Raw genomic sequence first — 13,274 nt, forward strand, 5'->3', positions numbered from 1 at the left:
TATTGGCTCGTACCCCTCCCCCTTCCCTCCCCGCCATCATCGCCCTCGCCCGGTCCGGAGCCCTGGATCGGGCGAAACGGCTGTTCGATGAGGCGGGCCTGGGGGCGGTCACCGACGACGCGGCCACGCTCAGCGTGCACGGCCGTCTGCTCAAGGACGAGGCGCGGCGGGCGGGTCCGGCCGAGCGTGCCCGTCTGTGGCAGGCGGCGGGCGACGCCTATGCCCGGGCTGCGGCCCTCAGCGGGACGACCTATCACCTGATCAACGCTGCCACCCTCTCCCTGCTCGCCGGAGAGCGCGCAGAGGCCGAGGAGCGGGCACGGCAGGTGCTCGCCAAGCTGGACGCCGGGGATACCGGGCCCGAAACCTCATACTATCTCGGGGCGACACGCGCGGAGGCGTTGTTGCTTCTGGGACAACTGGAAGAGGCGCGGGCTGCGCTGGTGGCGGCGTGCCGACTGGCTCCCGAGGCCTGGGAAGACCACGCCTCGACCCTGCGGCAGTTCGGCCTGATCCTGGACGCCGTGGGCGGGGATGCCGGATGGATGGCCGCGCTGCGCCCGCCCCGCAGCCTGCATTTCGCGGGCCATCTGGGCGTCGACGACGACGCCGCCCTGCGGGCCCGCATCGACGCCTTGCTGGATCAGGAAAACGTTGGATTCGCCTGGGGTGCCCTCGCGGGCGGGGCAGACGTGATCGTGGCCGAGGCCGTTCTGGCCCGCGACGCCGAGCTTCATCTGGTCCTGCCCGCGCCGGCAGCCGTGTTCAGGGCCGAGTCGGCCGCCCCTCTGGGAGGCGACTGGCCCGCGCGGTTCGATACGGTTCTGGCACGGGCCACCAGTGTCTCGGTGGTTGACCCCACGCTGACCGCCACGACCATGCTTCACATCCGGCTGGCGGCCGAGATCGCCATGGGCCAGGCGGTGATGAAGGCCGCCTCCCTGGCCAGCGAGGCCATCCAGCTGCTGCTGACGGATCCGGACAATGCGGCCAGCGCAACGAACATGATCGGCGCGCACTGGCGCCGCAGCGGACGCCGGCAGACCCGGCTGGACCCGCCCGCGCCGTCCCGGGGGGCGCGGCGGGGCCGGCCGCTTCCCGAGGGGCCGGGCGACGGGGTCCTGGCGGCCATGCTTGCGGTCGCTTTCGAGGATCCGGACGGAAGCGGACGTCCCGTCCATTCCCTGCGACGCGCCGTCGAGGCGCTGGCCGGTGCCGTTCGACCGTTGACGACGCCCATGTTTGCCGGCGGCGTGCTTCATCTCGCCTTCGAAGACCCGGCGGGCGCGGCGGGTGCCGCGGATCGGATCGAACGCGCGTTCTGGCCGGACGGCCCCCGTATTGCCGGCCATTACGGCGTGGTGGAGCTGGCCGAGAACCCCTTCGAAGGTCCGCCCGTCCTGTTTGGACCGAATGCCGGTCGGGCGGCGGACCTGCTGGCCTCGACCCCTCCCGGGGCCGTTCATGTGACGGAGAGCTTCGCCACCGCCCTGCATGGCTGGACTCAACTCGCGAGCGGCGAATGCGCCTACGTCGGCGAGCTCTCGAACGGAGAACAGGTGATCGCCCTGTACGCCCTGGCCAGGGCCGGCTCCTAGATCACCATCTCTTCGAGCCGCTGTGCCGCGACGATGAGCAGCGTATCGTTCTCACGGCGCACGATGCCGCGCCGTTCGAGTGCGTTGACGGCCCGGGACACGGTTTCCCTCGTGCTCTGGACGGTGACCGCAAGGGCGGCATGCACCGGGGCTGGCCGGATCGTCTTCCCGTCCCCGAGCCGGGCGAGTCGCAGAAGTTCGGCATACACCCGGCCGGGCGCCGACAGCGTGGTGCGGTTAATCATTCGCATGCTGGTCGCGCGCAGCTGTCTGAGAAGCGAACCGACGAGAAGCAGGCCGAGCGATCCATGCCGATCCACCAGCAGGACGAAATCCGCGGCAGGCACGCAGGCGGCGCTGGTCGGTTCGGCGGCGATCACTGCGGCCTCGACGGGCCAGACCTCTGCGGGCCCGACGGCCCCGAAGAGATCACCGACGCGATACTCATGGATCAGAACCATCTGACCGTCGACGGTGTAGGCCAGCGCCTGTGCGCGGCCCACCATCACGAGCCAGGCGGCCTCGGCGCGGTCGTCGGCACGCAGGATCTGCGCCTGTGCGGTGTAGTGGCGTGCGTTCGCATGGACGGCAACGGCCCGCGCCACATCCGGCGAGCACCCCAGGGCGGCTCGAATGGCCTCGTGTAGATCGGTCCCCTCAACGATCATGGACGCTCCGCCGGGATTGTGCCGCCAGCGTCCGGCAAATCACCGGCCTGTGCAAGGGATCAGCACGGGCCCAGGCAGCGCGGGCAGCGCCTCCCGACGACGCGCGGCTTTCAGTGGCATCACGAGGCGGGGAGGCCTCAGGGCCGGCCCGTCATGGAGCCCCCAACCGCTCGCGTGACGCCAGTTATGAACGTTCATCCATAAAAATATATTCACCTGTTGTGATGAAAATGGTTGACGATCTGCCACCGGTGGAGCCTCTTGGCGCCCAAGCGTCGGGTACTGGCGTGCGGGAACGTCGAAGGCTCCATGATCGAGTTCGAAGACATTGCGGATCGCAGCGGTGACGCCACGGCGTCCATGGCTGTCGCATGAGGCCGAGCCGTCGCGTCATCCTTCAGGGATCCGCCGGGGCGGTCGCCGCCCTGTCGCTCGGCGCGTTCGCGCCGGCAGAAGCGGCGCAGGCCGTCCAGGCTTCATCGTCCCGCCGGACAAGACTGGACCACGACTGGCGTTTCGCGCTCGGCCATGCCCAGGACCCGGCTCGCGATTTTGACTTCGGTCTCGATCAGGCGACCTATGCCAAGGCAGGCCGGAAGGTCGCATCGGCGGCAGCCGCCGGGTTCGACGACAGTGGCTGGCGATCCGTACGACTCCCGCACGACTGGGCCATCGATCTGCCTTTCGTGGCCAACCCGAACCCGCCGCCCGTGGGCGAGGACGATCCAAAGGCCGCGCACGGTTTCAAACCCCTGGGTCGCGAGCACCCCGAGACCAGCGTGGGCTGGTATCGACACACACTGGACCTGCCCGCTGATCTGGCGGGCAAGAGGCTGTCGCTCGAGTTCGACGGCGCCTTCCGCGACGTCGTCGTCCTGCTGAACGGTTTCATCGTCCACGAGCACGAAGGCGGCTACTCACCGTTCCGTGTGGACATCACCGACATCGCGGCGCCGGGCGAGCTGAATGTGCTGACCGTCCGCGTGGACGCCAGCCTCGGTGAAGGCTGGTTCTACGAGGGTGCGGGCCTGTATCGTCATGTCTGGCTGGTCGCCACCGACCCGGTGCACGTGCCGCAGTGGGGCGTGATGGTCCGCGCCGAGCCCGTCGGTACGGACGCCAGGGCCGCTGTCGTGATCGACCTGAAAAACGAGGCTGATCCCGAGGCCGTGTGTCAGGTCGACATGCGCGTGGTCGATTCTGATGGCGTCCAGGTCGCCGAAGATACGGCGACGACGACCCTGGCGGGCTGGAACGAGGCTCAGGTCGAGAGGACGCTGACCTGGCACCGCGTCAGGCTCTGGTCCACCGGGACGCCGCACCTGTATCGCCTGATCGCCGAGGTCCGTGTCGATGGGCGGCTGGTCGACCGCTACGAGCAGCCGTTCGGGGTGCGGACCGCTGTGTTCGACGCTGCGCGCGGCTTCTTCCTGAACGGCCAGCCTCTGAAGCTTCTGGGGGCCTGCTGCCACCAGGATCATGCAGGCGTCGGTGCCGCGATCCCGGACCGCCTGCAGGTCTGGCGACTGGAACAGCTGAAGGCGATGGGCTGCAACGCCTATCGCGCGTCGCACAACCCGCCAACACCCGAACTCATGGATGCCTGCGATGCGATGGGCATCCTGGTCATCACCGAGACCCGCCGGATGGCGTCCGACGACGCGGCCCTGGCCGAGCTGGAAGCCCTCGTCCGGCGCGATCGCAACCGGCCCTCGGTCATCGCCTGGTCGATCGGCAACGAGGAGCAGGCGATCCAGGGCACGGAGCGAGGGGCCCGGATCGCCACCACCATGGTCCGGTTGATCAACCAGCTGGACCCGACCCGTCCCACGACGGCAGCGCTGGACCAGGATTTCGGCGAGGGCGTCTCGCCGGCGGTCGACATCCTAGGCTTCAACTATCGGACCCCGCTGATGGAGGGCTATCACGCCCGCGTCCCCACCCAGCCGATCCTCGGCTCAGAGACGGGTTCGACGGTCCAGACACGCGGCGAATACGTCCGCGATGACGCCCGACACATCGTGCCGGCCTACGACACCGAACATCCCTGGTGGGCGTCGACGGCGGAGGCGTGGTGGACCCTCGCGGCCGAGCGCCCCTATATCGCCGGCGGCTTCATCTGGACCGGGTTCGACTATCGTGGCGAGCCGACGCCGTTCAACCGCTGGCCCAGCGTCGCCTCCTATTTCGGGGCGATGGACAGCTGCGGATTCCCCAAGGACAATTACTGGTACTACCGCGCCTGGTGGCGGCCGGAGCCGCTGGTTCATCTGTTTCCACACTGGAACTGGGCAGGGCGCGAGGGCGAAGCCATCCCCGTCTGGGTCCACGCCAACGTCGACCGGGTGGAGCTGTTCCTGAATGGCCGCTCCCTGGGGTCCAAGGACGTGGTTGCGAACCGGCATCTGGAGTGGTCGGTGCCCTATGCGCCGGGCGTGATCGAGGCGCGCGGGTTCAAGGATGGGCGCGCCCTGGCCCCGGTACGGCGTGAAACGGCCGGAGTGGCGTCGCGCATCGCTCTGACAGGCGACCGGACCCGGCTTCGTGCCGACGGCCAGGACGTGTCCATGCTGAAGGTCGAGATCCTCGACGCGCAGGGCCGTCCGGTCCCTGCGGCCGCGGAACCCGTGACCTTCGATGTTTCGGGGCCCGCCCGGATCATCGGCGTCGGCAACGGCAATCCGGTCAGCCACGAGGCCGACCGGGCGACGACCCGCCTGACCTTCAACGGTCTGGCCCAGGCAATCCTCCAGACCGACCGAACCGGCGGGTCGATCACGGTGACGGCACGTGCGCCGGGCCTGCGACCCTCCACCCTCCAGCTTCGCGCCGCGTGAGTACAGGCACTCGTTCAATCAGGAATGCCGCCGAAACAGGCGGCATCCAGGGGAGACTACCATGAGACGTTTCAAAGCCGCCCTGCTCGGTGCCTCGGCCTTTACCGCCGCGCTCGCCCTGGGCCAGCCCGCTTTGGCGCAGACTGCGCCCCAGCCGGATCAGGACGCCACCACCGTCGACGAAGTCGTCGTGACCGGAATCCGCGCCAGCCTTCGCAATGCGCTGGCGGACAAGCGGGCGGCCGACAATGTCGTGGAGGTCCTGTCGGCCGACGACATCGGGGCCCTGCCGGAAATCTCCATTGCCGAAAGTCTGGCCCGACTGCCGGGGCTGACCTCCAACCGCGATCGCGGCAACGGGACCCAGATCTCGATCCGGGGCATGGGACCAAACCTGGTCAACACCCTGCTGAACGGTCGCGAACTGGTCTCGGCCGAGGCCAGCCGCAACATCCGCTACGAGCAGTTCCCGGCCGAGCTGATCAACGGAGCCTATGTGTTCAAGTCCCCGACGGCGAGCCAGGTCGAGGGCGCGATCGCGGGCCAGGTCGATCTGCGGACCATCCGCCCGCTCGACTATTCTGATCGCCGCATCGTCGCCAATGTGCGCGGCACTTACAGCGATCTGGCGGCCGACATCGAGGATGCCGATCCGTATGGATACATCGCCTCATTCTCCTACATCGACCAGTTCATGGACGGAAAGCTGGGGGTGGCGATCGGCTATTCCGGCCGTCGCCAGGCGGTCGCCACGGCGCGCACCAATGTGTTCCGCTATACCAACAGCTTCGCCGACCTGAACGGCGACGGCACGGGCAACGACGAGATTCCGTTCGGCTATGAAGCCCTCGTGCGCGGCGGCGACGACATCCGCGACGGCGGCCTGGCCACCGTCCAGTACGAGCCGACCGAGAATATCTCGATCAATGCCGACCTCTTCTATTCGAAGGTCTCGTATGACGAGACCCAGCGCGGCTTCCGGCTGGAGGACCTGCCGTTCGGCAACACCTTCTCCAACGCGACCGTCCAGAACGGCGGCGTCACCGGGCTGACGGCCACCAAGGCGGCGGACTTCGGCCTGCAGCTGCGCAACGTCAACGAGCTGTTCGAATTCACCGACGAACTGTGGGCCGGCGGCGTGAACGGCGAATATCGGGGCGATCGCTGGACCCTGAAAGGGGACGTCGCCTATTCCACCACGGAACGTGACCAGCGCTTCATCACCGTGCGGACCGAGGTCCACGACATCGTCGGCGGGGTGCCGGTCGAGCGCCAGAGCGGCGTCACGGGCACCTTCAACACGACGCCCGGCAGCGCGGCCGACTACGCCTTCAACGTCGATCTGACCAATCCGGCGATCAACCTGGTCAGCGAGTTCCAGATTCCGGAGAACGGTGGCGGCGCGCCCCTGATCAACGACGAACTGGTCAGCGGCAACGTCGATTTCGAGCACGAGTTGGACGGCTTCTTCACGGCAGTCCAGGTCGGGGCCCGGGTCACGGACCGGTCCAAGGACTATACCCAGCGGACCCAGTTCGGCTTCGTCGATCCGGCCGCGCGCCGGGCGATCCCCACCAACCTGTTGAACGCCCCGGTCCGCTTCCCGGGCGATTTCTCCAATGTGCCCAGCACCCTGTCGTTCGACATCCTGGGCGTGATCGACGCCTTCTTCGGCGACATCAATCCCACGACCTCGGACTTCGACCGGCGGTCCAGCTGGGTGGTCGATGAGAAGACCACCGCCGGCTACGCCAACGTCGATTTCGACACGGCCCTGTTCGGTCGCGCCCTGACCGGCAATCTGGGCGTCCGGGTGATCAAGACCGAGACGACCTCATCCAGCACCCGCGTCGACCAGGGGGCCCAGACCGGCGGGGCCGTTGTTCTGACGCCCGTCAGCTTCACCAATGAGTTCACCGACACCCTGCCGACCCTGAATCTGAACTGGCAGATCGCCGAGGGTCAGCAGATCCGACTGGCCGCCTCCAAGGGCATCTCGCGACCGCCGCTGGATGACCTGAACGCGGGCTTCGGTGTGTTCGTGTTCGGCGCACCCCAGGCCTTCGGCGGCAATCCCGAACTGGAGCCCTTCCGCGCCAACCAGTTCGACCTGACCTACGAGCGCTATTTCGGCCCGGACACCGCCTTCACCATCTCGGGCTTCTACAAGGATCTTGAGACCTACATCGTCCCGCAGATCACCGAGATCATCGTCGACGTGAACGGCACGCCCACTGCGGGAACGTTCCGCCAGCCGGTCAACGGCACGGGCGGCTATATCCAGGGCTTCGAGGTCCTGTACCAGCAGGCCTTCACCTTCCTGCCCGCCCCGTTCGACGGGCTGGGGGTGTATGCGAACTACTCGTATACAGACAGCGACATCTCGGTGGCCGAGAACGACAATGCGATCGGCAATATCCCCCTGCCCGGCCTGTCCGAGCACGTCGGCAACCTGTCGTTCTACTACTACAAGAACGGCTTCGAGGCCCGGATCGCCGGCCGCTATCGCAGCGAGTTCGCCACCGAACTGGGCGACACCGACCGCATCCTGTTCAACGAGGCGGAGACGGTGGTCGACTTCCAGACCTCCTACACCTTCCCCGACAACTCCTCGCTGTCGGGCGTCGAACTGCTGTTTCAAGCCAACAACCTGACCGACGAGCCGTTCGAGACCTACTACGGCGATACCGCCCGCCAGGGCCGTTACGAGACCTTCGGACGGCGCTTCTTCCTCGGTGCCACCTACCGCTTCGGCGGCTGAAGACCCTGAACCGAACCGGCCGGCGCGAGCGCGTCGGCCGGCCGATGGAGTAGAGTAATGCTGATCCGATCCCTCGCCGCCGTGTCCGGCGCCGCACTCCTGGCCGCCACCCCGATCGAGGCCCAGACCGTGCCCCGGTTCTATTTCGGGGCCGACCTGTCCTATGTGAACGAGATGGAGGACTGCGGTGCGGTCTATCGCGTCGGCGGGCAAGCCTATGATCCCTATGCGATCTTCGCCGAGACCGGTCACAATCTGGTCCGCGTCCGCATCTGGAATGACGCGGAATGGACCGACTACAGCGACCTGGACGACGTCCGGGAGACCATTCGCCGGGCGAAGGCGGAGGGGATGCAGGTGCTGCTGGACTTCCACTATTCCGACGACTGGGCCGACGGGGACAAGCAGATCGTGCCCAAGGCCTGGCGGCCGATCCGGGACGACGTTCCGGCCCTGTCGCAAGCCCTGTACGACTATACGCTCGAGACCCTGCGGGCGCTCGATGCCGAGGGGCTGATGCCCGAGATGGTCCAGGTCGGCAACGAGACCAATCCCGAGATGATGGGCGAGCTGGACTGGAAGGAGACCCGCGACGGCATCAACTGGCCCCGCAACGCGGCCCTGCTGAACGCGGGCATCCGGGCGGTGCGCGAGGCGGCCGCCGGCAGCGCCATCAAGCCCCGCATCATGCTGCACATCGCCCAGCCCGAGAACACCGAGCCCTGGTTCGCCGCGGCCCAGGAACACGGCGTCACCGACTATGACCTGATCGGCGTCAGCTATTACCGCAAATGGTCCACCAACGACCTGGCGGGGCTGGGGGCCACGATCCAGCGGCTGAACGTCGCCTATGACAAGGACGTGGTGGTGGTCGAGACCTCCTATCCCTTCACCAACGAGGGCGCGGACACGTCGCCCAACCTGCTCGGCCCTGACACCCTGCTGCCGCAGTATCCGGCCACGCAGGAGGGTCAGCTGAAATACATGACCGACATCACCCAGACGGTGATCGCGAACGGCGGCACGGGGGTGGTCTACTGGGAGCCGGCCTGGGTCTCGACGCGCTGTTCCACCCGCTGGGGCCGGGGCTCGAACTGGGAAAACGCGACCTTTTTCGACTGGCGCGAGGGAAACGACCTGACCATGGCCGGTCACTGGCCGGCGGCGTCGTACCGTTGGCCGGGGGATGCCGGCGCGACGGCGCCGACCGCGATGGCGGAGTAGGCGTTTGCGGCCCGGGGGCTCGGCCTATGCCGATGCGCCCCAGGCCGTGACGAAGGCCCGCGCGGCCTCGCCCACCTCGGCGGGCGTCTTGCCCGGTTTGAACACGGCCGAGCCGATGCCGAAGCCGGACGCCCCGGCGGAGCGCCAGGTCGCGACGCTGTCGGGCGCGACGCCGCCCACCGCATAGACGCGCGTATGCGCCGGGAGCACCGCCCGCACCGCCTTCAGCCCCTGCGGTCCCGCCACCTCGGCGGGGAACAGCTTCAGCACGTCGGCTCCCGCGTCGAGCGCCGCGAACGCCTCCGACGGGGTGAAGAATCCCGGCACCGACATCAGGCCCATGGCCTTGGCGGCGCGGATCACGTCCGGGTTGGTGTTCGGCGAGATGATCATCTGCCCGCCCGCCTCGGCCACGCCGCGCGCCGCCTCGACGTTCAGCACCGTGCCCGCGCCGACCAGGGCCCGGCCGTCGAGAGCGTCGCGCAGCCGCCGGATGCTCTCCAGCGGGCGGGGCGAGTTCAACGGTACCTCCAGACAGACGAAGCCGGCGGCGACGATCGCCTCGCCGACCGCGACGGCTTCGTCGGGTTCCAGCCCGCGCAGGATGGCGATCAGAGGCAGGGTGTCGAGGATATGGATCATCGCAGGCTCGCTTGGTGAATGCGCCACAGGCCGCAGGCGACGGCGGCCGCGCCGTCCGCCAGGCGCACGTCGGAGAAGCCCGCGATCTTCAACGCCGTCGCATAGCGGGCGTTCAGGGCGTCCGCCCCGACGAGGGTGACGGGTCCGTGCGTGTCGTGGCTGTGGGCGGCGATCTCGGCCCCGATCAGCAGGCCCGAGAGATAGTCGGCCGCCCCGTCCGGGTGCAGCCGGTCCGCGAGGGTTTCGACCCGCACGGAGAACAGGGCGCTGGTGAGGGCCGGGTCGGTCAGGGCGCGATCGACACCGTCGGCGAAGGCGCTTTCGTCGACGCCCGGCTCGCCCATGCCCGTGCCCAGGATCGTGCCCTTGCGGATGGCGGCGAACAGTTCGCCCGTCATGAAGGTGCGATAGCCGACGACCTGACCCGGACGGGCGGCGATCCATTTGGAATGGGTTCCCGGTGCGACGATCCGATGGTTGCCCGGCTCGAGGTCCAGCCCCATCACCTGGGTTTCCTCGCCGCGCATGACGTCGATCATCCGCCCGCCCGCCATGGCTTTCAGGCCGGGCACGATCTTCAGCTCGGGCCGGTCGGCGGGCGACGCCAGCGCGTCGGCCAGATCGACCAGCGTCGCGGGCGTGGGCAGATAGGCGACCTCGCGCCACCGGCCCCGGGCCCCCGCCATGCCGCACACCAGAATGGGCGGAGCGCTATCCAGCCAGCCGTCGGCGACCTCGGCCAGCACGGCCGGGAAGGCTTCGGGCACCAGGCCACCCGCGCCGCGCGGGTCGGAGCGGGCGTCCAGGATCGCGCCGCCCTCGCCGATGCGCAGCACTCGCAGATTGCTGGTACCCCAGTCGACGCCGATCAGGACGGCCCCGTCCACCTCACCACCAGATGGCATAGACGGCGATCAGGAAGGCGATGACGCCCGCGCCGGCGATGTTGAACCCGAGCGACGTCTTGTAGCTGACGCCGTCCAGCTTGATCTGCATCGTGCCCTCTTTCGGAGGGGAGAAAAGCGAGACAGCGATCGCGGCGACAAGAGAGACAAGGAAGACAACCCCGACCCGGTTCATGAACGGCAGGGTGAAGATCCCTTCGCGGTCGAGCCACCACATGAAGCCTGACAGCGCCACGCCGCCGATGGCGGCCGTCAGGGCTCCCGCCTCGGACGCCCGCTTCCAGAACAGGCCGAGGATGAAGATTACGACGATTGAGGGCGTGAAGAAGCCGGTGAAGTCCTGGATGAACTGGAAGGCCTGGGAGAAGCCGCCCAGCAGCGGGCGAGCCACCAGGATGCCGATGGCCATGGCGGCCACGGCGGCGATCCGGCCGACCAGCACCAGATGGGATTCCGACGCTCCCTTGTTGGCCTTGGCGTAGAGATCCAGCGTGAAGATGGTCGAGATCGAGTTCACCTTGGACGCCAGCGAGGCGATGATCGCGGCGATCAGGGCGGCGAAGACCAGACCCTTCAGTCCTGCGGGCAGCAGGTTCATCATCGTGGGATAGGCCTGGTCCGGTGCGGACAGGTTCGGGGCGATGATCAGGGCGGCCATGCCGGGGAGGACGACGATGACCGGCATCAGCAGTTTCAGATAGGCGGCGAAGGCAATGCCCTTCTGCGCCTCGCCCAGCGACTTGGCGGCCAGGGCGCGCTGGATGATGTACTGGTTGAAGCCCCAGTAGCTGATGTTCATGATCCACAGCCCTCCCAGCAGCACGGCGATGCCGGGCAGCTCCTTGAAGTTGGGATTGTCGGGCGACAGGATCATGTCGAACTTCTCGGGGAAGTCGGTCAGCAGGGTCGTGAAGCCGCCCACGGCCCCCGACGCGCCGCCGATCTCGCTGAGGGCGATGAAGCCGATGATCAGTCCGCCGGCGACCAGAAGCGCCACCTGGACGATGTCGGTCAGGGCCACGGCCTTGAGCCCGCCCCACAGCTGATAGGCCAGGGCGAAGACGCCGATCGCCACGATGGCGTACATCTGGTCCAGACCGGTGACGGTGTTCACCGCGATGGACCCCAGCCAGAGGATCGAGGTCACGTTCACGAAGACGTAGAGCAGCAGCCAGAACACGGCCATGACATTGCGGATCGTCGGGCCGTACCGCTGCTGCAGGAACTGCGGCATGGTGACGATGTCGTTCCGCAGGAAGATCGGCAGAAAGAACTTGCCCACGATCAGCAGGGTCAGTGCCGCCATCCATTCGTAGGACGCGATGCCGAGGCCGATCACATAGCCCGAACCGGACATGCCGATGATCTGCTCGGCCGAGATGTTGGCCGCGATCAGCGAGGCCCCGATGGCCCACCAGGGCAGGTTCTTGGACGCCAGGAAGTAGTCGGTGGAGGTCTTCTTCTCACCGCCCTTGTCGCGCGAGACCCACTGGGCCAGCCCGAAGATGAAGACGGCGTACACGCCCAGAATGACGAGATCGATGGTCGCGAGCGACATGGCGGGCCTCCCGGGCGCGTCCCCTTCCAAGGGGCTCTCCGGTCAGGGTAGAAGAGCCCGGAGCCGCCCGCAATCGTTTTTCATATTTGCGTTATGCTTTTACTAGCGGCAATGGTTGTGGTTGGGCCTCTTTCGCCCGGACAATTCGCCCGCTAGCGTGGCAGCGAGCTCAAGGACGATTTCCATGACGGCTGCCGACGACGCCGACGACCGCAAATACCGCGCGCCCGCGCTGGAAAAGGGACTGGACGTGCTGGAGCTGCTGTCCGCCCACGGCCAGCCCCTGACCCCGTCGCAGATGTCGGCCACGCTCGGGCGATCGGTCAGCGAACTGTTCCGCATGATCCAGGTGCTGGAGTTCCGGGGCTATATCGAGCAGTCGTCGGACGGCTATCAGCTGACCAACAGGCTGTTCACCCTGGGGCTGTCCCGGGCCCCGATCAAATCCCTCGTCGACGTGGCTCTGCCGGTCATGCGGGACCTGGCCGCCGAGACCATGCAGTCCTGCCATCTGGTGGTGCCATCGGGCGACCAGATCGTCGTCATCGCCCGCGTCGAGGGACCGGGCGACCTGGGGTATTCGGTCCGCATCGGCTATCGGCGCAGCATTCTGGAGGCCACGTCCGGCCTGATGCTGTACGGCCGCGCCAATGCGCGCGATCAGGCGGCGCTGGCGGAAGTCCTGGTGGCGCGCCACGGGGCGAGGAAGGTCAAGGCCTTCGCCGCGGCGGCCGCGACCGCGGCGGCTGCCGGCCACGTCGAGCGACCCAGCGATTTCGTGAAGGGCGTGACCGATCTGGTCGCGCCGATCCACGGGGCCGACGGCATCATCGCCACCCTGATCACCCCCTATATCGAGCGCATGCCGCCGACCTGCCCGATCGAGCGGGCCGTGTCGTTGCTGGGCGATGCGGCCCAGGCCATCTCGGGCGAAATGGGCGTCGCCTCCGTCGTCTAGGACGGTGAAATGACGGCGCCGCGCCATCCCTCCATTGACTTCGCCGACCGCCCGTCGCTACTTTCGCAAGTAGCAATCGCTTTCACTGATGAAAGCCCGAACGAGGTTCGCGGGCGCTCGCTC

9 protein-coding genes are annotated in these 13,274 nt (G+C 67.7%); 5 read left to right on the plus strand and 4 right to left on the minus strand.

Going from position 1 to position 13,274, the window contains the following annotated elements; genetic code table 11:
• Positions 1–2 precede the first annotated feature (2 nt).
• The gene (locus tag BRESU_RS16930) at positions 3–1,598 is read left to right on the plus strand and encodes a tetratricopeptide repeat-containing protein (protein ID WP_013269489.1); all 1,596 of its coding nucleotides are present in this window, start codon (positions 3–5) and stop codon (positions 1,596–1,598) included.
• Here the strand turns inward: BRESU_RS16930 and BRESU_RS10315 are convergent.
• Positions 1,595–2,266 (minus strand): Crp/Fnr family transcriptional regulator, encoded by a 672-nt coding sequence (locus BRESU_RS10315; RefSeq protein ID WP_013269490.1) that lies wholly within the window; start codon positions 2,264–2,266, stop codon positions 1,595–1,597. The genes BRESU_RS16930 and BRESU_RS10315 overlap by 4 nt on opposite strands.
• A 371-nt stretch (positions 2,267–2,637) precedes the next feature.
• On the opposite strand from BRESU_RS10315, the gene galA reads away from it, so the two are divergent.
• The 3 genes from galA to BRESU_RS10330 all read left to right on the plus strand — a co-directional run bounded on the left by galA (position 2,638) and on the right by BRESU_RS10330 (position 9,088).
• A complete protein-coding gene (galA, locus tag BRESU_RS10320) occupies positions 2,638–5,103 on the plus strand; it encodes a beta-galactosidase GalA (protein ID WP_013269491.1) in 2,466 nt (821 codons plus the stop codon).
• A 61-nt stretch (positions 5,104–5,164) separates the two neighbouring features.
• Positions 5,165–7,864, plus strand: coding sequence for a TonB-dependent receptor (locus tag BRESU_RS10325; protein WP_013269492.1), 2,700 nt, complete (start codon positions 5,165–5,167; stop codon positions 7,862–7,864).
• A 57-nt stretch (positions 7,865–7,921) separates the two neighbouring features.
• Positions 7,922–9,088, plus strand: coding sequence for a glycoside hydrolase family 53 protein (locus BRESU_RS10330; protein WP_013269493.1), 1,167 nt, complete (start codon positions 7,922–7,924; stop codon positions 9,086–9,088).
• 24 nt (positions 9,089–9,112) lie between these two features.
• Here BRESU_RS10330 and BRESU_RS10335 read toward each other — a convergent pair whose 3' ends face one another.
• Genes BRESU_RS10335 through BRESU_RS10345 form a run of 3 tightly spaced genes read right to left on the minus strand, consistent with a single transcriptional unit; the run spans position 9,113 to position 12,193 of the window.
• Positions 9,113–9,730 carry a 2-dehydro-3-deoxy-6-phosphogalactonate aldolase gene (locus tag BRESU_RS10335; protein WP_013269494.1) on the minus strand — a complete coding sequence of 206 codons (618 nt, stop codon included), beginning with the start codon at positions 9,728–9,730 and terminating at the stop codon, positions 9,113–9,115.
• Positions 9,727–10,635, minus strand: coding sequence for a 2-dehydro-3-deoxygalactonokinase (locus BRESU_RS10340; protein ID WP_041761537.1), 909 nt, complete (start codon positions 10,633–10,635; stop codon positions 9,727–9,729). The genes BRESU_RS10335 and BRESU_RS10340 overlap by 4 nt, the downstream gene beginning before the upstream one ends.
• Positions 10,619–12,193 (minus strand): sodium/sugar symporter, encoded by a 1,575-nt coding sequence (locus tag BRESU_RS10345; RefSeq protein ID WP_013269496.1) that lies wholly within the window; start codon positions 12,191–12,193, stop codon positions 10,619–10,621. The genes BRESU_RS10340 and BRESU_RS10345 overlap by 17 nt, the downstream gene beginning before the upstream one ends.
• 184 nt (positions 12,194–12,377) lie before the next feature.
• Between BRESU_RS10345 and BRESU_RS10350 the strand changes: the two genes are divergently transcribed.
• Positions 12,378–13,151 (plus strand): IclR family transcriptional regulator, encoded by a 774-nt coding sequence (locus BRESU_RS10350; protein ID WP_013269497.1) that lies wholly within the window; start codon positions 12,378–12,380, stop codon positions 13,149–13,151.
• Positions 13,152–13,274: the final 123 nt, after the last annotated feature.

Origin of the sequence: Brevundimonas subvibrioides ATCC 15264, from assembly GCF_000144605.1 — a bacterium.
In the GTDB taxonomy this organism is placed as follows: Bacteria; Pseudomonadota; Alphaproteobacteria; order Caulobacterales; family Caulobacteraceae; genus Brevundimonas; species Brevundimonas subvibrioides.